The following is a 20,178-nucleotide window of genomic DNA, read 5'->3' as shown; positions in this document are numbered from 1 at the left end:
GGGCGGCCGATGGGGCCGCGTCCGGCGGCCGATCGGGCCGAGGGCGTCGAACGCCCGGATCACCGTCCGCCGCGCTCGTAGCGTGCGGGACATGACGACTACACCTCGCAAAGTCGTGGTCAACGTTCTCGACTACGGCGCCGTCGGCGACGGCGTGCAGGACTGTTCGGCCGCCTTCCAGGCCGCGGTCGACGACCTCCGTCCCAAGCCCGGCACGGAGAACCTGATGGGCGGGACGATCCTCGTGCCCGCCACGAAGGACTGGTACCAGTTCGAGCGGTCGGTGATCGTGGACGTGGCCAACGTGCGCTTCGTCGGGGACGGCCCGGAAACGACCGTGCTCGAATCACGCAAGGAAATCCCGCCCCTCGTCTTCGGGCTGCTCCGCGGTACGCGCGCGGCGCCGCTGAGCGTCGCGCACTGGGCCGACCTGGCCGGCGTCCTCGATCCCGCCGCCGGGCAGCGCTGGGGCTACCGGACCGGCGGCCCGGACGCCACGGCCACGGTCACCTTTCCCTGTTCCCCGTTTTCCCTCGGCCCCCGGGTGGGTTACGCGGGCTGGGCGGGGCTGGAGCAGTTCACGCTGGACTTCGTCGTCAAGAACAACAGCGGAGACCCGTGGGGCAAGACGAAGGTGCCGCTGTTCGGGCTGGTCGACGAGGACACCCGGCCGTCGCCGTTCGGTGTCTGGCTCACCGACGACCATCCCGAAGCGCCGGTCCGGTTCGGCTTCACCACGGACGACGGGCTGTACCGCGAGATCGGCGTCCCGCTGGCCGACGCCGCCGAGCCGGTGCTGCGGTGTTCGCTGCAGCTGGACTTCACCACCGGCGAGGTGGCGGCCTGGGCCGGCCGGGTCCAGGTCTCGCCCGACGTCGACCTGCTCAACGTCCGCTGGGCGGGTCCCGGCGCGAACGTGCGGTTCGCCGGGAACCACTACGCGTCGTTCAACCTGGGTGTGCTGACTTCGCTCGCGGACGGCCAGTCCGCGGCGATCGACCGCTACGACTTCCCGGCCACGCCGGATCTGACCTTCGCCGCGCTGCGCGTCTCGTCGGTGGCGCAGTACCGGAACCTCGCCGCCGGCACCCCGCAGCAGACGAAGACGGCCGCGGTGACCGATCTCGACTGGCTCAACCCCGGCCCTGGCGTGTTCGGCGTGCTGCCGATGAACGAAGGACCCACGACGGACCAGGCCCTCGACGGCGCCGTGCCCGATCTGCAGGTGCCCTGGATGTCCGACGCCGCCCGCACCGGTCACGGGCTGTTCCAGGTCAACCCGCCGGGCCCGACGGACGCGACCGCGGCGAACGGGCTGGAGAAGCTGACCGTCAACTGCGGTCGCACGGTGGCCGAGCCCGGGAACAGCAATTACGGCCAGTGCGTGGCCGTCGGGCACTCGTTCGGCCTCGAGCTGCGCGACTGTCTCCTGCAGTACGGGGCCCAGGGCCTGAGCAGCCTCAACATCGTCAACACCTACCCGGTCCGCATCGACTCCTGCCGGTTCGACGCGCAGAGCGACGCTTCGATCTACGCCTACGCCCTGATGGCCTACGGCCGTGACCTCAAGTTCTCGAGCCCGGGCCGGCACGCGGTGAAGGCGGTGAACACGACGATCGCGCTGCGGGACGTCTTCTGCGAGCCGTCGTTCGCCGGAGACGACTGCGAGACGGTGGTCCGGCTGATCAATTCCTCCGGAGAGTTCGACAACTGGACTTTCGACTTCGAATACACCACCAACCCGGTCGGCAGCTATTTCCACGCCAGCATCGGGAAGGAGGTCATCGGCCGTAACCTCGCGCTGGCGATCCGGGACGTCCAGGCGGGGACTGCCGGGCCGGAAGCGGTCGGCGTCCGGCTCGTCTCGGGCGATTCCGCGGGCGGGCTGGCGACGGTCCTGCGCGGGCCGAGCTGGTGCTCGATCGAGCGGTCGTTCACCAGCACGACGTCGGCCGGGCTGGCCGCGATCGCCGCCGTCGACGGGCCGTTGTGGCAGGGCACGTTCACCGGGCCGGCGCCGGTGCGGCCCGAACTGGTGCGCACGGACGCGTCGCCCGGCGCGTCCGCCCGGATCGGCGCCGGCTTCGTCCCGCCCGCGCGGACGGTGCCGCGGCCTCCGGGTCCGGACCCGATCCGGAGCCTGCCCGGCCTGCTCGGCTACTACCAGGCCGATTCGGTGACCGTGCCGGGCTCCGGGGGAAAACCGGTGGCCCCGGCCGACGGCACGCCGATCACCGTGCTGACCGACCTCGGCCCGCGGGGAAACCACGGACAGCTGCACGGGAACCCGGCGATCCACGAAACCGACGCCGTGAACGGCCGGGCGGCGCTGCGCTTCACCGGCGGCTGGTACACCTTCCCGGCCATGCGGGGCAGCGGAGCGGTCACGCTCTTCCTCGTCCAGCGCGGCTACCCGGTGATCGACACCGCCCCGGTCGGCGAAGGCACCCTGCGCCAGTTCGGCGGCTTCTGGCAGGTCGGCCGCAAGATCGCCGCGCGAGCGGCGAGTTCGACCACCGACTGGGCGCTGTACACGGCCCGCTACGAGCCCGAGTCCGGTGTCTTCGACCTCTGGGCCAACGGCCGCCGCTACGACACCCGCCGCCACCCGACCGCCGGCAACGCCGTGATCGACCAGGCGACCCTGGGCGCCTCCGGCAACGGAGGCCAGACGTTCCCCGGCACGTTCGCCGCGGCCGCCGTCATCGGCGGCGCCCTGCCCGACGACCAGGTCGACCTCGTCCACCGGTACCTCCTGAACCAGCACGCCATCCCGGTCTGACGTCACCGGCTGCCGGCTTCGGGATCGACGGCGGATGCGCACGGGCCCATCCCTGCCGGCGTGAGCCCGCCGAGGAGGACCAGCACGGGCGACGTGCCGGTCGGCGATGGCGCTGACCACTGTGGACGGTGCGGCGACCGGCGCCGGATTCCGGCTGGTCGGGGACGGCCACCGGCCGAGCACCGTGACCGGCATGCCGATCCGCTGCCCCGCCGAACGTTGCGCCCGGCCGCCGCGCCCGCGATGGTGGTCGGGTGGATGCCGAAGTGCTGATCGTCGGGGGCGGACCGGTCGGGCTCACCGCCCGGGCACTGCTCGACCGGTGGGGCGTGCGGACACTGCTGGTCGAGAAACGCGCCGAACTCTCGCCGTTCCCGCGGTCCCGGCTGGTCAACGTCCGGTCGATGGAGATCTACCGCGGCCTCGGTCTCGACGCCGCGATCACCGCACGGGCGTTCGGCCCGGAGTACGGGCGCGTCCGCTTCCGCGAAACGCTGTGCGGTCCCGACCTCGCGTCCGCGCCCATGCTGGGCGTCCACGACCCGGTGCCCGAGTCGCCCGCGCTCGGCGTCGTCACGTCGCAGGACCGGCTGGAACCGGCGTTGCTCGCCGCGGCCGGCGACCCCGTCCGGTTCGGGGTGGCCCTGGCCGGCGTGGCCGAGGACGCCGACGGCGTCGTCGCGGTGCTCGGCGACGGCAGCCGCGTCCGCGCGCGGTTCCTGCTGGCCGCGGACGGCGCGAACTCGACCGTCCGGGACCTGCTCGGGATCGGCGCCGAGGGGCCCGGGACGCTGGGCAGCTTCACGACCGTCGTGTTCGACGCCGACCTGGGCCACATCGAGCCCACCGGTGTCTGCTTCACCCCGCACGGCTCGCTGGTCCCGGTCCATCCCGAAGGCGGCTGGGCCTGGTTCGGCCCGACACCGGCGGACACCGGCTGGGCCGGTCACGTCTCGCGTGCCCTGGGCACGGACGTCGAGGTCGACGTGCAGCGCGTCCAGCAGTGGGTGATGACGGCGTTCGTCGCCTCGAGCTTCGGCCGCGGCCGGGTTTTCCTGGCCGGGGACGCGGCCCACGCGGTCCCGCCGCTCGGCGGGCTCGGCCTGAACGCCGGGATCGCCGACGTCCACAACCTGTGCTGGAAGCTCGCGGGCGTGCTGCGCGGGTGGGCCGGGCCCGGCCTGGCGGCGACGTACGAGCCGGAACGGCGTCCGGTCGCGCACCGGACACTCCGGCAGGCCGTGGCGAACGCGCGGCTGGCCAGGCAAGCCCCGGCGGGCGAACTGCCGTGGTCGGAGCAGTACTTCGCCCAGCTCGGCCTGGTCCTCGGGACCGCCTACCGCTCCGACGCCGTGCTCGGGCCGCCAGACCCCGCCGAGCCGGGGACCGGCTACGTCCCGACCGCCGAACCGGGCCACCGCATGCCGCACTTCTGGCTGGCCCCGGGCCGGTCGACGCTCGACGCCTGCACCGGCGGCTTCGCCGTGTTCACGGATTCGACCTGGGAACCCGCCGGGCCGTGGCCGGTGCGCGTCGAGCGGATCCCGGCCGGGCGCTGCGGCCTCCCTCCGGGCGGCGCCCTGCTCGTCCGGCCCGACGGATACATCGGTGCCCGCCTGCCGGACGTCTCGGACCTGCCCGAAGCGCTGACCACGCTGTCGTCACCCGGCGGAAGGCCGGCTCGCCCCGCGAGCGGGCCCGATCGCCGCAGCGGACCAGCGCGGAGAACCTGATCCGGACACCGGCCGAGGAGCCCGGCGAACCCGGGTGGTCAACCGCGCCGGGAGGACACGATCACGACCTGCTTCCCGCGCGTCGCCCGGCGCCGCTTCGAGGCGGTCCCGGGCAGCGCGCGGTGGCTGGACCTGCTCGGCATCGCCCGGCGGATCCCCGTCAAGTCCTCGGCCAGGCCGAATCGCTGTGCGCCGACGGCGCCCGGCCACGGACCGGTCAGCGGATCGGGTTCGGCGTGATGTCCTGGGCGAACAGCTGGCCGTTGAACTTGCCGACGTGGACGTGGTAGCCGCGGCCCCCCACGTTCACCGTGATGTGCGGCCGCGGGTCGGCGCCGCCCGCCGCGCCGCCGAGGCCCCCCTGGTGGATGCCGGCCGTCTGCTGCCAGCCGCGGCCTTCCCGCATCTGCTTCAGCAGTTCCTTCGCTCGGCGCCCGGCCTCGCCCTTCTGGCCGGCGAGTTTCTCCAGCAGGCCGACGAACCGCTTGTCGTTGATCTCCTGGACCGGCACGTTCGCGTTGCCGTGGAACACCGGCTGTCCCGGGCGGTTGTTGGCCAGCACCGGGTTGTTGGACTTGCCGCCCTTGCACTTGCCCTTGCGGCCCTTGAGCCCGACCGGGTCGAGCCAGCCGGTCGGGTTGCGGACGTAGGCGTGCGGGTTGGTGCCGCCGCCGAGCCCGATCGGGTCCGGGCTGATGTACCGCCCGGTCTCCGGCTCGTAGTACCGGTTCACGTTGTAGTGCAGGCCCGTCTCGGCGTCGTAGTACTGGCCGGGGAACCGCAGTGGCGTCGGCGCCGCCCCCGCCGTCTGCACGCCCCACAGCGTCTGCGCCGAGTGCCAGGCCACCTGGCCGGACTCGTCCACCAGCTCCGCCGGGCTGCCGATGAGGTCGGCGACGACGGCGTGGAACTGCTCGTCGACGCCGCCGTCCGCGCGGGCGCGCCGGTCGAGCACGCTCACCGGCACCGGCCGGTCCGGTTCCCAGTCCCAGGTCGTGACCCGCGCCGGCGCGCCGGCCGCCGTGACGATCTCCTCGGCCGGGACGATCCCGTCCCACACGAAGACCGTCTCGGCGGCGACCGTGCCGTCCGGGCCGAGCAGCCGCTTGGCGATCCGGCGCCCCAGCGCGTCGTAGGCGTACCGCCACTCGCGGCCGTCCGGAGTCCGCACCTGCTCGAGGCGGTCGTCGGCGTTCCAGCCGAAACTCCAGCCGGCGGGGCCGCCCGGCTGCTGCCGCCAGGTCAGGCGGCCCAGGTCGTCGTAGCGGTAGCGGACTTCGCCGGCGCGCCGCACCAGCGTCCCGGTGTACTCGCGCGGCCCCGCCGCAGGGTGGGCGGACCACTCCGCGACGGCGATGTTGCCCAGCGCGTCGTAGGCGTAACGCTCGCTGCCGCCCGGCCGCTGCAGCCCGATGACCCGGCCCAGCCGGTCCAGCGTGAACTCGCGGCGGCCCGACAGCAGGTCGTCCACGCCGGCGAGCACGTCGTCGGCCCGGTGCCGGTACGCGCGCCGCTGCCGCGGCCGCCCGTCCGGGCCCGTGACGACCTGCTCGAGGAGCCGGTCGTTGGCGTCCCACGTCTGCGCCAGCGCCGCGGCGCCGAAGACCCGGCCGATCTCGCGGCCCGCCGCGTCGTACGCGAAGCGGATCGACCGGCCTGCCGTGCTCAGCTCGGCCGGCGCGCTCGCCGCGTCGTAAGTCCAGGTGCTCGTGACGCCCGAGGCGGTGCGGCGCACGGTCCGCAGCCCGCTGCGGTCGTATCCGGAGCGGACTTCCCGGCCGTTGCACGTCTCGGCGGCCACGCGGCCGAGCCGGTCGTAGGTCAGGGTGAGGTCGGCGTCGGCGTTGGTCGCGCGCACCAGCCGGTCCGCGGCGTCGTAGGCGTACGTCGTGACGCTGTTGCCGCGCCGCTTTCCGGTCAGCCGGCCCAGGGTGTCGTAGGTGTAGGTCGTCGGCTCCCCGGCGCCGGTGGCGCTTTCGACCAGCTGGCCGGCGGCGTCCCGGCGGTAGGTGACGACCCGGCCGTCGAAGTCGGTCTCCCGCACGACCCGCCCGGCGGCGTCGTAGTCGATCCGCCACTGCGCGCCCGCGGCGTTGGTGACCGAGACGAGCCGCAACTCGGTGTCGTAGCCGAACCGCGTGCGGCTGCCGTCCGGGGCGATCTCGCACACCGGCAGGTCGAACGGCCCGAAGTCGGTCCGGGTGACCGCGCCCGCCGCGTCGGTCCGCTCGATCGCGTTCACTTCGCCGTCGTAGGTGAAGCGCTCCACGGAACCGTCCGGCGCGATGCGCTTCCACAGCTCGCCTTCGACCGTCCACGCGAACTTCGTCGTGTGACCCGCCGGGTCGGTGACGGACTCGACGCGGCCGAGCCGGTCGTAGGTGTAGGACGTGCGCCCGCCGGCCGGGTCGAGGACCGTCCGCGGCTTGCCGAGCGCGTCGCACTCGATCCCGGTGGTGCGGCCCTCTTCGTCGGTGAACGAGCTGAGCGCGCCGCCCGGGCCGTAGCCGTAGCGGCGGACCCCGCCCGCCGGGTCGGTGGTCGCGACGAGCCGGCCCGCGTCGTCGTATTCGTACGCCCAGACCGCGCCGTCCGGCTCGACCGTCGCTTGTGGACGGCCACGCCGGTCGTACCGGACACTGCGCACGCTGCCGTCCGGGCGGGTTTCCGACGTCCGCCTGCCGTGCTCGTCGTAGCCGTAGCGGGTGACGCGGCCCAGCGGGTCGGTCACCGCGAGCAGCCGGTCGTGCCGGTCCCACTCGTAGGCCGTGACGCCGCCGAGCGGGTCGGTTTCGCGCACGAGCTGGAAGTCTTCGTTCAGCTCGTAGGTGGTGGTGTGACCGAGGGAGTCGGTCGCGCGGTTGACGCGGTTTTCCCGGTCGTAGGCGAAGGTGTAGCTGAGGACTCCGCGCGGTCCGGTGCCGCGGACGCAGCGGCCGCGTTCGTCGTAGGTGAACTCGTAGCCCCAGCCGTTGCGGTCCTGCCAGCCGGTGATGCGGCCGGCGTCGTCGCAGGTGAACCGGTACGGCCGTCCCGAGGAGTTGACCACCTCGACCAGGTTCGCCCGCTCGTCGTAGGCGAACCGGGCGAGGGTGACGCGGTCGTCGTCCCGCTCGCCGACGGAGGCGAGCTCGGTGATCCGGCCGTCCACTGTGGTCACCGCGACGCGGTGCCCCGCCGAGTGCCGCACTTCGCGCAGGGTGCCGTGCGCGTCGCGGTCGAAGACGATCCGGTTGCCGTCGGCGTCGGAGATCGCCGAGAGCCAGCCGATGTCCCCGCCGGCGGGGAAGTGCAGGACGCGGCCGAGGTCCGGCTGCTCCATGACGTACTCGTCGCCGAGCCGCCGCAGCGGCCACAGCGGGCCTTCGACCGGCGCGACGGCCGCGGCGCCCGGGACCGGGTAGACCAGCAGCGTGCCGTCCTCGGCGGCGAAGTCGACGCGGCCCGCGGTCGTCTCCAGGCGCTGGTCGGCGGTCGACGCCCAGGACCGTCCGAAGTGGACACCGGTGCGGTAGCCGGAGAAGTGGGCGCGCTCCAGCAGCAGCGACAGGACGCCCTCGATCTCCACGTCGGTCTGGGCGAGCATCATCCGCCCGGTCGTCATGTCGATCGGGTCGCCGCTGCCCGGGCGGCAGCCGGCAGGGGTGGAATTCTCCTTGGGCGTCTGGTTGTGGTCGGACAGCCCGCGGTCGCGCGGCTTGCCGCCGCCCTTGCCGCCGCCGGAACCCTCGGCGCCCGGCCCCCTGCCGGCGCCGGTGGTCGTGGTCGCGCCGTTCGACGACGACGTGTCATCCGGGCCCTTGGACGCAGGCGGCGGGTCGTTCTTCGGGCCCCTGCCGGGGCCGTCCTCGGCGCCGGACGGGGTGGTGCCGTCGCCGTTCGCGCCCGAGGGGGTGGTGCCGTCGCCCTTGGGCCCGTCCGGGCCTTTGGGGTTGCCGTTGATGTCGGCGTGCTTCGGCGGCGGCGCGGCTTTGCCGGGTTTGATGTTGCGCAGTGCTTTGGCCGCGTCGCCGAACAGCGACCCGGCCTTCTTCAGCAGCGGGATGAGGGCCTGGAGGGCTTTGACGAGGCGTTTGGTCAGGTCGGCGATTTTCGAGGCGGTTTTGGCGACGGCACCGATGACCTGGGGGACGACCCAGGTCAGCCCGATGCCGAGGGTGAACACGACCTGCAGGGCCCAGCTGATGAGGTGGCCGATGAGTTCGGCGATGATGTCGCGCACCAGAGCCCGCACGGCCGCGACCACTTCGCCGGCGGTCTTGACGCCGCTGGAAGCGCCTTCACAGCCTTTCCGGGCGGTTTCCAGGAGGGTGACGGTGTCCTGGGCCCGCTGCCGGTAGGTGTCGGCGGCGGGGCCGGTCCAGGACGCGGTGTCGGTCTTGACCATGCCGGTCAGGTCTTCGCCGATGCTGCCGAGCTCGGTGGCGATGTTCTTCCAGGTTTCGGACTGGGCGGCGATTTCGTCGGCGTTGCCGGTGAGACCGTCGAGGGCTTCTTTCAGCGGGCCGACGTGTTCCATCAGCCAGCCCACCCCGGCCGCCAGGATGGCGCCGAAGGGGTCCATCGCCATCGACAACGCGTCGAGCGCGGTCCCGACGGCACCCATCGCCACGGACGCCCAGTCACCGCTCTCGATGGCCGACTTGAGATCGTTGGCCGATTCCAGCAGGGAAATGCCGGAATACGCCGTGGTGGAGTCCTTGGTTTCCGCGACGAGCGGGTTTCCCACTACGCGACCTTTCTGCCGGGCCGGGCGTCTCCACCGGATCCCGCATCACTTCGTCATGCGGCCGAGGTGGCCGGCGATCACTCGGCGGGAGGATAGCAACGCCGCGGCGGCCGGTGTGCGGATCGACGACCGGATGCCCGCCGGGACATCGTTCAGAGGACAGGAGGGCAACGCATCTCCGGCGTGATCTTCCGTATCACCTGGTGACACGTCCAGCGGCTTTGCCGTGGCCTCTCTGTTCAGCTCTGCGGGCTCAGTCCCGTCACGGCCAGCCGGAACAGCCGGTGCGCCGCGTCGGCGGGGTCGGGGTAGTGCTCCGTGGCCAGGGTGATGCCGACGGCCAGCGTGATCAGGTCTGCGACAGTGACGTCTGCGGCCACCGCGCCATCCTGCACGGCGCGGCGCAGCAGCGGGCCTGCCGCTTCCGCCAGCGTGGCCGAGCAGGTGTTCTCGTGCACCTGGGCCGGCTCGGCACTGTCGTACGCCAGCGCGGCCGCCAGTCCCCGGGCGGAGACGCAGTAGGCGACGACGTCACCCAGCCAGTCCACGAGCGCGGTCCGGCTGTCGCCCTGGCCGGCCAGTTCGCGGGCGCGGACGCACAGGGCCTCGATCCGGTTGCGGGAAACCGCCTTCAACAGCGCGCGGCGGGTGGGGAAGTGCCGGCGCACGGTCGCTGAGCCGACCCGCGCGGTACGGGCGATCTGCTCCATGGAGGCGTCGGCGCCGTGGGCGGCGACCTCCTTCTCGGCCACGGCAAGGATGCGCGCGTAGTTGCGCCGGGCGTCGGCGCGCTGGTGCCCTGGCATGGCATCGCCTCCAGGTTTGCTAAATGGCGGGGCCCGCCGTATCGTACTCGAGGGTAAGCGGCGGGCCCCGCCGTTTCCGGTGGCACGCTCAAGAGGAGCAGCATGTCCACAGATTCCGCGCCCGTCCTGGTCACCGGTGCCACCGGGCGGCAAGGCGGCGCGACCGTCCGGGCCCTGCGCGCGGCGGGCGTTCCCGTCCGCGCGCTGGTGCGCGACCCGGCGACCGAGCGGGCGAAAGCCGTCCGGGCGCTCGGCGCCGAACTGGTCACCGGCGACCTGCACGACCGCGATTCCCTGATCCGGGCAGCCGGCGGCGCCCGCGCCGTGTTCTCCGTCCAGATGCCCGCTTTCACCGCGGACGGCCCCGACTTCGAGGGGGAGCTGACCCAGGGCGTCAACCTCGTCGAGGCCGCGAAGGCCGCCGGAGTGCCGCAGTTCGTGCACACGTCCGTCAGCGGCGCCGGCCGGCACACCGAAACCCCCGGTTGGGCCGAAGGCCGGTGGGCGCCGATGGAGCCCTACTACGCCACCAAAGCCGGAATCCAGCAGCGGGTCCGCGCAGCGGGCTTCGCGCACTGGACGCTGATCAAGCCGGGCTTCTTCATGGAGAACTTCCTGCCCTCCATGGCTTTCCTGTTCCCGCGCGGCATCGAGGGCGGCCTGGTGAGCGTCCTGAAGCCGCGGACCCGGCTGTCGCTCGTGGCCGTGGACGACATCGGCAGGGCAGCCGCGGCAGCCATCGCCGGACCGGAGCGTTTCGACGGTGTCGAGCTGGAACTGGCGAGCGACTACCTGTCGATGACCGAGATCGCCGAGGTCCTCTCCCGCGTGCTGGGCACCCGGGTGTCCGCGCCGGACATGACCGAAGAAGAGGCCCTCGCCGCCGGAATGCCGGCGATGGGCGCCGCGCACGAGATGATGAACGTGGCCGAGAAACCCGCGCGGCCCCAGTACGCCAGGGATCTCGGCATCCCGCTCACCAGCTTCGCGGAATGGGCACGGGACCACCTGAGGGCCTGGCATGTCGAAAGGACCGTTCATGCACGAGGAGCACTCTCTCTTCGCCCGGGCCGCGGAGCTGGCTGCCGTATACGTGGCCGGTCTGGGTGATCGGCCTGTCGCGCAGCCTGTCGACCTCGCGGTCTTGAGGAGGGCTTTCGGGGAAGAACTCCCCCGCGAGTCCAGCCCTCCTTACGCCGTCATCGACGAACTCGCTCGCATCGCCGAAAACGGACTCGTGGCGACGGCGGGGCCGCGGTTCTTCGGGCTGGTCATCGGCGGCGCCTTGCCGTCCGCGGTCGCGGCGGACATCCTCGCGGCGGGGTGGGACCAGAACAGCTTCAATCCCGCTCTGTCGCCCGCCGCGGCCGCCGCGGAGGACGTCGCAGGCGGGTGGCTCAAGGAACTCCTGGGCATTCCGGCCACCGCGTCGACCGGATTCGTCACCGGAGGCCAGGCGGCCAACACGGTCGGGCTCGCGGTGGCACGTCACCACGTGCTCGCGCAAGCCGGGTGGGACGTCGAACGGGACGGGCTCGCCGGCGCGCCCGCTCTCCGAGTCGTCGCGAGCGCCGAGCGGCACGCGACCATCGACCGCTCGCTGAGGTTGCTCGGTATCGGTACCAGGGCGATCGAGGAGGTGGCCGCGGGTCCGCAGGGCGCGATCGACGTCGCGGACCTGGCCAGGGTACTGGCCGCAGGCGCGGGCGCCACGATCGTCTGCCTGCAGGCGGGGAACGTGAACACCGGTGCCTGCGACGACTTGCGCGCCGCCTGCACGCTCGCGAAGCGCCACGGTGCCTGGGTCCACATCGACGGTGCGTTCGGGCTCTGGGCTGGTGCCAACCCCGCGACAGCGACGCTGGTCGACGGCCTGGAGCTGGCCGACTCCTGGGCGTGCGACGGTCACAAGTGGCTGAACGTCCCCTACGACTCGGGCTTCGCGTTCTGCGCGCACCCGGCACTGCACGCCGAGACCATCGCCTATCGCGCTCCCTACCTCACCGGCTCTGCCGAGTTGTCCCGGATGGGTGACCTCACGCTCGAGGCATCGCGTCGTGCACGGGTGTTCGCGGTGTGGGCGGCCTTGCGGGAGCTGGGGCGCGACGGTGTGGCCGAACTCGTCGACCGGTGCTGCCGGCTGGCGCGTCTGTTCGCCGCGATCCTCGCCGAAGGGGGTGCCGAGATCGCCAACGACGTCGTCCTGAACCAGGTACTGGTGGGGTTCGGCGACGACGACCGGACCGATGCGATCATCGAGGCGGTTCAACGTGACGGCACCTGCTGGCTGGGCGGTACCACCTGGCGTGGTCGCCGCTACCTGCGGATCTCGGTCTCCAACTGGTCGACCACCGAGCCGGACGTCGAGCGCTCGGCCGCGGCGATCCTCCGGGCGGCGGCGCACTGATCGGCTCGCGCTCCAGCGTGGCGGACGCCGCGCCACACCTCCTTCGATGAAGGAAGAACGGGGATCCGGCCCCGACGCGCTCGACGCGCCGTTCTACGGTCCCAGCGCTTCGAGATGCCGCTGAGAGCGGACCACACTGTGCGGCATGAGCGAGCTCCTCGTCCGCCGGTCAGAGCGGCGGGGGAGCGAAGACCGGGGTCAGCGCCGCCGGAGGTGCCGCGGCGGTGCCCGGCGAGGCCGTCGCGAGCGGGCCGGCGAGTGCGTTGCGGACGAGGCGCTGGGCGGTCGCCAGGATCTCCTCGAGGCTGCCGCGGGCCGGGTTCCACCACTCCGTCGCCCAGTTGACGGCCCCGAGGAGGAACATCCGCGCGGCGCGGGGGTCGAGCTCCGGGTCGATTTCGCCGGCCTCGACGCCGGTCTGGATGAGGTCGCGCCACATCCGGCCGCTCGCGCGCTGGCGGTCGAGCTGGCGGGCCCGCATGTCCGCCGGAAGCTGGCCCATCGTGCGCATCGCGGCGGCGGTGTAAGCCGATTCGGTCAGCACCATCTCGAGGTGGGCCGCGAAGGCCGCGCAGATCCGGTCGAGTGCCGAGGCGTCCGGGGGCAGCTCTTTCAGGCGCCGGACGACGTTCTCGTGGGCCAGGCGGTCGCCGATGTTGACCACCTCTTCGAGGATGGCCTCCCGCGAGTCGAAGTAGTAGTAGACGGCCGGGACGCGCAGCTCGGCCAGTGTCGCGATCTCCGAGACCCGGGTGCCGTCGAAACCCTTGCGGTTCAACAGGTCCGCGGCGGCGTCGAGGATGCGCCGCCGCGTCTTGTCGGACTTGCGTTCACGCCGCTCGGCGCCGTCTGCCTTCGTCACCTGACCGTCCTTCCCGGGGTCGCCGCACGAAAAATCTACCGGGTGTTCGAAGAAGTCGCCAACCTCCTCCGGGGCTTGCCAATTTTTCGAGAGAGTGTTAGAAAATGAGGACTCATCGCGCTGACCTGCGGCGACAGGTCGATGCACGGTGAATATGAAATATATTCCACACAGTCAAGTGGCTCACGGCGTCCGAGCGCCGGCGGGACGCGACCCGAGGAGGACCCATGCCGCCCACCCTGCGGACCCCGATCTGCGACCTGCTGGGGATCGAAGTGCCTCTCATGCAGGCCGGCATGGGCAACGTCGCCTACGGGCGCCTGGCCGCCGCGGTCGCGAACGCGGGCGGGCTCGGCTCGATCGGCGGCATCGACATCACTCCCGAGCAGGTGGACGAGGAGATCCGGCTGTTCCGCTCGCTCAGCGACGGCCCGCTCTGCGTCGACCTCGGCTTCCCGGCGAACGCCCCGAAGGGACTCTCCGACGTGCAGGCGCCGGACCTGCCCGGACCGCTGCGGCAGCTGAAGCGGGAACTGGACGAGCGGGGCGTCGAGGTCGTGCCGACCACCGACCAGGCGATCAGCCTCGCCGACAACAAGCGGAAGCTCGAGATTTCCCTCGACCACGGCGTCGAGGTGATCGCCTGTGCCCTGGGCACCCCGACGTGGGTGGTCGAGGCGTGCCACGCCAAGGGCGCGAAGGTGATGAGCATCGTCGGGCTGGCGAAGCACGCGCGCAGCGCGATCCGCAACGGCACCGACGTCGTCATCGTCCAGGGCACCGAGGGCGGCGGCCACACCGGCGACGTCGGGCTCATCACCCTCCTCGCGGAGGTGCTGGAGTTCTCCACGGTGCCGGTCGTCGCCGCGGGCGGGCTGGTGAAGGGCTCGCAGATCGCCGCGTGCCTGACCGCGGGCGCGCAGGGCGCGTGGGTCGGCACCCGGTTCCTGGCCACCCGGGAATCGGGTTCGGAGGACGTCTTCAAGGAGGCGGTCCTCGAAGCAGGCTACGACTCGACGCTGCGGTCGCTGCTGTTCGACGGCCTGCACGTGCGGATGCTGCGCAACCGCTTCACCGAGGTCTGGGAGGGGCACGAGGACGAACTGAGCCCGTACCCGGTCCAGCGGGTGCTGACCATGCCGTTCAAGTACGCCGCCATGCGCGCCAACCTGAAGTCGCACATGAGCCTGCCCTCCGGCGCGGGCGCCGGCATGATCACCGATCTCCCCGGGGCCGCCGAGGTCCTCGACCGGCTGGTCGAGGAGACCGTCGAAGCGTTGCGGCGAGTCGAGAAGACGGTGGAGTTCCGCTGATGCCGGGCCCGCTGGCAGGCGTCAAGGTGGTCGAGGTCGGGTCGATCGGACCCGGGCCGTGGTGCGCCATGATGCTCTCGGACATGGGCGCGGACGTGCTCCGCGTCGACCGCGCCGGGCACGTGCGCGAACACGTTCCCGGCGAACGGTCCTACGAGTTCGCGACGCTGCGCGGCCGCCGATCGGTCGGCGTGGACCTGAAACGTCCCGGTGGTGCGGAGGTCGTGCTGCGCCTGGCCGAGCGGGCCGACGCGCTGATCGAGGGCAGCCGGCCCGGCGTGGCCGAGCGGCTGGGGATCGGGCCGGACGCGTGCCTGGCCCGCAATCCCCGGCTGGTGTACGGGCGGATGACCGGGTGGGGCCAGGACGGCCCGCTGGCGCACCTGCCCGGGCACGACCTGAACTACCTCGCGCTCAGTGGCCTGCTGCACGCGATCGGACCGGCGGACCGTCCGGTGCCGCCGCTGAACCTCGTCGGCGACTACGGCGGCGGTGGCCTGCTGCTGGCGTTCGGGATCGCGGCCGGGCTGATCGAGGCCGCCCGCTCCGGCCGCGGCCAGGTCGTCGACGCGGCCATGCTGGACGGGGCCTGCCTGCTCGGCACCCTGATCCACGGGCTGCGGCAGGTCGGCGAGTGGCGGGACCGGCGGGAGTCGAACCGGCTCGACGGCGGCGCCCCGTTCTACGGCACCTACGAAACCGCCGACGGGCGCTGGGTCGCGATCGCGGCGAACGAACCGCGGTTCTACGCGGAGCTGCTCGACGCGCTCGACCTGGCCGAAGAGGACCTGCCGGACCAGTTCGACGAACGCCGCTGGCCGCAGCTGCGAGCCCGGTTCGCGGAGACCTTCCGGACCCGCACCCGTGCCGAGTGGGTCGAGACGTTCCGGGACCGGGACACCTGTTTCTCCCCGGTGCTGACCCTCGACGAGGCACGCACCCACGAGCACGGCGTGGCGCGCTCGGCGTTCGTCCCGGTCGACGGGGTGCTGCAGCCCGCGCCGGCGCCGCGGTTCGGGCGCACCCCAGGAGCGGTGGCGGGCCCGGCCGCCGTGCCGGGCGAACACACCGAAGAAGCCTTGCGGGACTGGGGATTCAGTCCCGCCGAGATCGCGGGGCTCGCCGCGGCGGACACCGTCGTCCAGGCCGAGGTCCGGAAGGAGAGTGCGGTCCGATGAGTGTGGTGGACAACCGCGAGCAGCTCGTGGTCGGCGGCGACCTGCGCGTGCCGCGGCCGGACGCGCTCCTGATCGGCGGCGAGTGGCGGCCCTCGGCCGGGCACGAGCGCACGACAGTCGTCTCGCCGACGACCGAAGAGGTCGTCGCCGAGGTCGTGGCGCCGTCGGCCGAAGACGCGGATGCCGCGGTGACAGCCGCGGCCGAAGCGTTCGCCGGGCCGTGGCCGCGGTGGCCGGTCAGCCGCCGGATCGAAGTCTGCGGGCGGTTCTGCGACCTCCTGGAAGAGCGCGCGGACGAGATCGGTCTCGTGTGGGCGGTGGAGGCCGGGATTCCGGTGCGCTGGAGCCGCACGCTGCACCGCTTCGCCGCGAAAGCGGCTTGGCGGACCGCGCTGGAGGTGGCCGAGGAGGCGCTCGCGCCCGAGACCCGGACGACCCCGGTCGGCGAGGTGCGGATCGAGCGGGACCCGGTCGGGCCGGTGCTGGCGGTGATGCCCTACAACGGCCCGCTGACCACCGTGGGCAGCAAGGTCATCCCCGCGCTGCTGGCGGGCGCCCCGGTGGTGGTCAAGTCCGCGCCGGAGTCGGCGCTGATGATGCGGATCGTGGCCGAATGCGCGGCCGCGGCGGGGTTTCCGCCGGGGGTGCTGAGCATCCTGTCGGCCGACGTCGAGGTGTCGCGACGCCTGGTCGCGGATGCGCGGTTCGAGATGATCTCGTTCACCGGCGGACCCCGGACCGCGTCGGAAATCCTCCGGCAGAGCGCGGATCTGCTGCCGCGCACGGTGTTCGAGCTCGGCGGCAAGTCCCCGGCGGTGCTGCTCGACGACGTCGACCTCGACCGGGCGCTGCGGCCACTGGTGGCCGGGGCGATGAGCGGCGCCGGCCAGGTGTGCGCGGCGCTGTCGCGGGTGCTCGTCCCCGCCGCGCGGCACGACGAGATCGTCGACGCGCTCGCCACGGCCTACCGGGCGCTGCGGATCGGCGATCCGCGCTCGAAGGACACCGACCACGGCCCGCTCGCCACCCGCGCCGCGCTCGACCGGACCCGCCGCGCCGTGGCCCGCGCCCGCGAGCAGGGCGCGACGGTCGTGGCCGGCGGGGGCCGTCCCGAGGGGTTCGCCACCGGCTGGTTCCACGAACCCACGCTGCTGACCGGCGTCGCCGAGGACCACGACGTCGCCCGGCACGAAGTCTTCGGCCCGGTCACCGCCGTCCTGACCTATGACGACGTCGACGACGCCGTCCGGATCGCGAACGACACCGAGTACGGTCTGGCCGCGAGCGTGTTCTCGGCGGACCGGGAGCGCGCGCTGGCGGTTGCCCGCCGGATCCGCGCCGGGTCGGTCGCGCTCAACACCTTCGGGCCCACGATGGCCGCGCCGTTCGGCGGCGTGAAGCGCTCCGGCTGGGGACGCGAATGCGGCCCCGAGGGCCTGCGCGAGTTCACCGACACCAAGCAAGTGCTGTTCGGCTGACGGCACCGGAAGGACGAGACATGGGCAACGAAGTGGCACTGGTGACCGGCGGGGCGAGCGGCATGGGCCGGGCGACGGTGGCCCGGTTCCTCGGGCGCGGGTTCAGCGTGGTCATCGCCGACCTCAACCGCGAGGTCGCCGAGCGGACACTCGCGGAGCTGGACGCGGGCGACCGGGTCCGGTTCGTGCACACCGACGTCAGCGACGAGGCGCGGTTCGAAGCCGCGATCGGCGAGACGGTCGAGACGTACGGGCGGCTCGACGTGCTGGTCAACGCCGCCGGGGTCGGCGGGGCGTTCGGCCCGCTGACCGAGATCGAGGCGGACGACTGGGACTACACGTTCGACGTCGTGCTGCGCAGCGTGTTCCTCGGGACCAAGCACGCCGGTCGGGTCATGCGCGCCCAGGGCACCGGCGGCGCGATCGTCAACTTCGGCTCGGTGGGCGCCTTCGCGGCCGGAGCCGGGGTCCAGGCCTACTCGGTGGCGAAGGCCGGGGTCCAGCACCTCACCCGGATCGCCGCGCTCGAATACGCCCCGGACCGGATCCGGGTCAACGCGGTCGCCCCCGGCATCATCACCACCCCGCTGATCGGCCTGACCGCCGAGGACCTCAAGCCGGTGCTGGGCACGGTGCAGCCCCTGCCCTACGCCGGGGAGCCCGACTACGTCGCCGGGGTCGTCTCGTTCCTCGCCAGCGACGACGCGCGGTTCATCACCGGCGAGATCGTCACGGTCGACGGCGGCATGATCGCCGCCGGGCCGCAGCTGGGGAACCTCGTCAACAACAACCCCGCGCTGCGCGGCCTGGTCGGGGTCAACCGGGGCAGCACCGGCGAGAAGTCGAGCGTGCACCGCACGGTGGACGTCGCGGGCGGCACCCGGTGACCGCGGCCGGGCCGTCGATCGCCGAGCGGCGGGCGGATCTGGAACGGGAGTTCGCGCCCTGGCGCCCGCGGACGCTCGACGAGCACTTCGAGCACGCCGCCGCCCGCTTCGGGCCACGCCCGTACGTCATCGCCGGCGACCGCGTGCTCACCTACGACGACGTGCTGCACCAAGCCCACCGGTTCGCCGACGGGCTGGCCACGCTGGGCGTGCGGCCCGGCGACCACGTGGCCGTGCTGATGGCGAACTACCCCGAGTACGCGCCGCTGAAACTGGCGATCTCCCGGGCGGGCGCGGTCGCGGTGCCGCTGAACTACCTGTACCGCACCCACGAACTCGGGTTCGTGCTCCGCCAGTCCTGCGCCCGCGTGCTGATCACCATGACGTCGTACCGCGACCTGGACTACCTGGCGATGCTCGACGAGCTCGCGCCCGGCTGGACCCGGGCCGGGTCCATCGGGTTCGGCGACCTCGAGCGCGTCATCACCTTCGACGCCGAAGGGCGAGGCGAGGGCCGGGACGGCGTGGCCGACGTCCCGGAGCTGGCGCGGATCGGCGCGCAGAACCCGGGGGCGGCACCGGGTGGCCGGCGCCACCCCGACCAGATGTCGGACATCATGTACACCTCCGGGACGACCGGCGAACCCAAGGGCGTCCAGCTGAGCCACGACGCGCTGCTGCGCCAGGAGTACGGCTCGGCGTTCTGCCGCGCCCTGCCGGACGGCAACCGCGTCGTGTTCGCCCTGCCCTGCTACCACATGTTCGGCTACGAGCACGGCGTCCAGGCGACGACGTTCGTCGGCGGGGCGATGCTGCCGCAGCCGCGCTTCGACGCGGGGGAGTACCTGCGCGCGATCGAGCGGCACCGGGTCAACGACGTGCTCGCGGTCCCGACGATGAGCGTCGCGCTCGTCGAACACCCCGACCGCGCGAACGTCGACCTCTCGTCGCTGACGAGGATGCTCTCCGCCGCGGCGGTCGCGCCGACGTGGCTGTGGGAGCGGATCCGCGACGACCTCGGGGTCCGCGAGCTCACCACCGCGTACGGGATGACCGAGGTCGCCGGGGCGACGGTGATGACGCAACCGGACGACCCCCTCGAAGTGACCGCGTCCACCGTCGGCCGGCCCAAGCCCGGCGGGGCCGCCGCCGGGTCCGCCGGGACGGTCGCCGAGTACCGGATCCTGGATCCCGTCACCCACGAGCCCGTCCGGCCCGGGGAAACCGGCGAGCTCGTGTCACGCGGGCCGACGACCATGCTGGGGTACTGGAACCGTCCCGACGCGACCGAAGCCACGCTCCGGGACGGCTGGCTGTATTCCGGCGACCTCGGCCGCGTCCTCGGCGACGGCTCCCTCGTCATCACCGGCCGGTCGAAGGACGTGTTCAAGAGCGGCGGCGAACTCGTGATGCCCAAGGAAGTCGAGGATTTCCTGACCACCCGGCCCGGCGTCAGCCAGGCCTTCGTCGTCGGCGTGCCGGACGACCGCTGGGGCGAGGCCGGGTGCGCGTTCGTCGTCGCGGAGCCGGGCGCGACGCCCGATCCCGGGCAGCTGCTCGAAGCCTGCCGGTCGGCGCTGGCCCGGTTCAAGGTGCCCCGGCACGTCTTCGTGCTCGACACCGACGCCGTGCCGCAGACCCCGACGGGGAAGGTCCAGAAGTTCAAGCTCGTGCCGATGGCGCAACGGCTGCTCGGTGCGGACGCGGCGGCCGTGCGGGCGCTGAGCCCGGCCGAGCCGGCCTAGTACCGAAACGGATCCAGTGAGGAGAGATCAATGGCGATCACCAACCCACGCCCGGCCGAGCCGACGTTGTCGGTGAAGCGGGAGAGCGTCGAGGGAACGTGCCCCGGCTGCGGCGCGCGGAAGCTGCAGGCCTACCCGGTGCTGTCGGAGGCAGGCTGGTTCGACGTCGTCAAGTGCGCGGAGTGCCTGACCGACGTGCGGCGCACCCCCGGGCCGAAGCTGGGTCCGATCGAACTGCTGTCGGACCGGATCTGAGGT

General features: G+C 72.7%; 13 protein-coding genes. 10 read left to right on the top strand and 3 right to left on the bottom strand.

Annotation, left to right across the window (positions count from 1 at the left end; genetic code table 11):
• The first annotated feature begins 91 nt into the window (after positions 1 to 91).
• Together BT341_RS34850 and BT341_RS34845 are read left to right on the top strand one after the other, a co-directional pair.
• Positions 92 to 2,782 (top strand): glycosyl hydrolase family 28-related protein, encoded by a 2,691-nt coding sequence (locus BT341_RS34850; RefSeq protein WP_084743110.1) that lies wholly within the window; start codon positions 92 to 94, stop codon positions 2,780 to 2,782.
• Positions 2,783 to 3,036: 254 nt separating this feature from the next.
• A complete protein-coding gene (locus BT341_RS34845; RefSeq protein WP_072480265.1) occupies positions 3,037 to 4,515 on the top strand; it encodes an FAD-dependent monooxygenase in 1,479 nt (492 codons plus the stop codon).
• Positions 4,516 to 4,732: 217 nt separating this feature from the next.
• Here BT341_RS34845 and BT341_RS34840 read toward each other — a convergent pair whose 3' ends face one another.
• Positions 4,733 to 9,244, bottom strand: coding sequence for an RHS repeat-associated core domain-containing protein (locus BT341_RS34840; RefSeq protein WP_072480264.1), 4,512 nt, complete (start codon positions 9,242 to 9,244; stop codon positions 4,733 to 4,735).
• A 239-nt stretch (positions 9,245 to 9,483) separates the two neighbouring features.
• Positions 9,484 to 10,050: a TetR/AcrR family transcriptional regulator gene (locus tag BT341_RS34835; RefSeq protein WP_072480263.1), complete on the bottom strand. Its 567-nt coding sequence runs from the start codon at positions 10,048 to 10,050 to the stop codon at positions 9,484 to 9,486.
• Positions 10,051 to 10,152: 102 nt separating this feature from the next.
• Between BT341_RS34835 and BT341_RS34830 the strand changes: the two genes are divergently transcribed.
• Together BT341_RS34830 and BT341_RS34825 are read left to right on the top strand one after the other, a co-directional pair.
• Positions 10,153 to 11,160, top strand: coding sequence for an NmrA/HSCARG family protein (locus BT341_RS34830; RefSeq protein WP_084743109.1), 1,008 nt, complete (start codon positions 10,153 to 10,155; stop codon positions 11,158 to 11,160).
• Positions 11,090 to 12,457 carry a pyridoxal phosphate-dependent decarboxylase family protein gene (locus BT341_RS34825; protein ID WP_072480262.1) on the top strand — a complete coding sequence of 456 codons (1,368 nt, stop codon included), beginning with the start codon at positions 11,090 to 11,092 and terminating at the stop codon, positions 12,455 to 12,457. The genes BT341_RS34830 and BT341_RS34825 overlap by 71 nt, the downstream gene beginning before the upstream one ends.
• 169 nt (positions 12,458 to 12,626) lie before the next feature.
• On the opposite strand, the gene BT341_RS34820 is transcribed toward BT341_RS34825, so the two are convergent.
• A complete protein-coding gene (locus BT341_RS34820) occupies positions 12,627 to 13,319 on the bottom strand; it encodes a TetR/AcrR family transcriptional regulator (RefSeq protein ID WP_072480261.1) in 693 nt (230 codons plus the stop codon).
• A 227-nt stretch (positions 13,320 to 13,546) separates the two neighbouring features.
• On the opposite strand from BT341_RS34820, the gene BT341_RS34815 reads away from it, so the two are divergent.
• Genes BT341_RS34815 through BT341_RS34790 form a run of 6 tightly spaced genes read left to right on the top strand, consistent with a single transcriptional unit; the run spans position 13,547 to position 20,175 of the window.
• Complete coding sequence (locus tag BT341_RS34815) at positions 13,547 to 14,632, top strand: NAD(P)H-dependent flavin oxidoreductase (protein WP_218177804.1); 1,086 nt, start codon at positions 13,547 to 13,549, stop codon at positions 14,630 to 14,632.
• Positions 14,632 to 15,810 carry a CaiB/BaiF CoA transferase family protein gene (locus BT341_RS34810; RefSeq protein WP_072480260.1) on the top strand — a complete coding sequence of 393 codons (1,179 nt, stop codon included), beginning with the start codon at positions 14,632 to 14,634 and terminating at the stop codon, positions 15,808 to 15,810. Before BT341_RS34815 ends, BT341_RS34810 begins: the two co-directional genes overlap by 1 nt.
• Positions 15,807 to 17,288, top strand: a complete 1,482-nt coding sequence (locus tag BT341_RS34805; RefSeq protein WP_084743108.1) for an aldehyde dehydrogenase family protein — start codon at positions 15,807 to 15,809, stop codon at positions 17,286 to 17,288. The genes BT341_RS34810 and BT341_RS34805 overlap by 4 nt, the downstream gene beginning before the upstream one ends.
• Before the next feature lie 20 nt (positions 17,289 to 17,308).
• On the top strand, positions 17,309 to 18,175 hold the full coding sequence (locus tag BT341_RS34800) for an SDR family NAD(P)-dependent oxidoreductase (protein ID WP_072480259.1): 867 nt from the start codon (positions 17,309 to 17,311) through the stop codon (positions 18,173 to 18,175).
• Positions 18,172 to 19,920: a class I adenylate-forming enzyme family protein gene (locus tag BT341_RS34795; RefSeq protein WP_072480258.1), complete on the top strand. Its 1,749-nt coding sequence runs from the start codon at positions 18,172 to 18,174 to the stop codon at positions 19,918 to 19,920. The genes BT341_RS34800 and BT341_RS34795 overlap by 4 nt, the downstream gene beginning before the upstream one ends.
• Before the next feature lie 30 nt (positions 19,921 to 19,950).
• Entirely contained in the window at positions 19,951 to 20,175 is a 225-nt protein-coding gene (locus tag BT341_RS34790; protein ID WP_084743107.1) for a hypothetical protein, read from the top strand.
• The last annotated feature ends 3 nt before the right edge of the window (positions 20,176 to 20,178 follow it).

The organism is Amycolatopsis australiensis (assembly GCF_900119165.1).
Classification (GTDB): Bacteria; Actinomycetota; Actinomycetes; order Mycobacteriales; family Pseudonocardiaceae; genus Amycolatopsis; species Amycolatopsis australiensis.
Note: the sequence above shows the minus strand (reverse complement) of the source record. Positions and strands in the feature narration are given on the sequence as shown.

Excerpts from the sequence above, each read along its gene's own strand:
- BT341_RS34800 (WP_072480259.1), top strand. The coding sequence starts at position 17,309 with ATGGGCAACGAAGTGGCACTGGTGACCGGCGGGGCGAGCGGCATGGGC.
- BT341_RS34835 (WP_072480263.1), bottom strand. The coding sequence starts at position 10,050 with ATGCCAGGGCACCAGCGCGCCGACGCCCGGCGCAACTACGCGCGCATC.
- BT341_RS34815 (WP_218177804.1), top strand. The coding sequence starts at position 13,547 with ATGCCGCCCACCCTGCGGACCCCGATCTGCGACCTGCTGGGGATCGAA.
- BT341_RS34825 (WP_072480262.1), top strand. The coding sequence starts at position 11,090 with ATGCACGAGGAGCACTCTCTCTTCGCCCGGGCCGCGGAGCTGGCTGCC.
- BT341_RS34805 (WP_084743108.1), top strand. The coding sequence starts at position 15,807 with ATGAGTGTGGTGGACAACCGCGAGCAGCTCGTGGTCGGCGGCGACCTG.
- BT341_RS34810 (WP_072480260.1), top strand. The coding sequence starts at position 14,632 with ATGCCGGGCCCGCTGGCAGGCGTCAAGGTGGTCGAGGTCGGGTCGATC.
- BT341_RS34790 (WP_084743107.1), top strand. The coding sequence starts at position 19,951 with ATGGCGATCACCAACCCACGCCCGGCCGAGCCGACGTTGTCGGTGAAG.
- BT341_RS34830 (WP_084743109.1), top strand. The coding sequence starts at position 10,153 with ATGTCCACAGATTCCGCGCCCGTCCTGGTCACCGGTGCCACCGGGCGG.
- BT341_RS34850 (WP_084743110.1), top strand. The coding sequence starts at position 92 with ATGACGACTACACCTCGCAAAGTCGTGGTCAACGTTCTCGACTACGGC.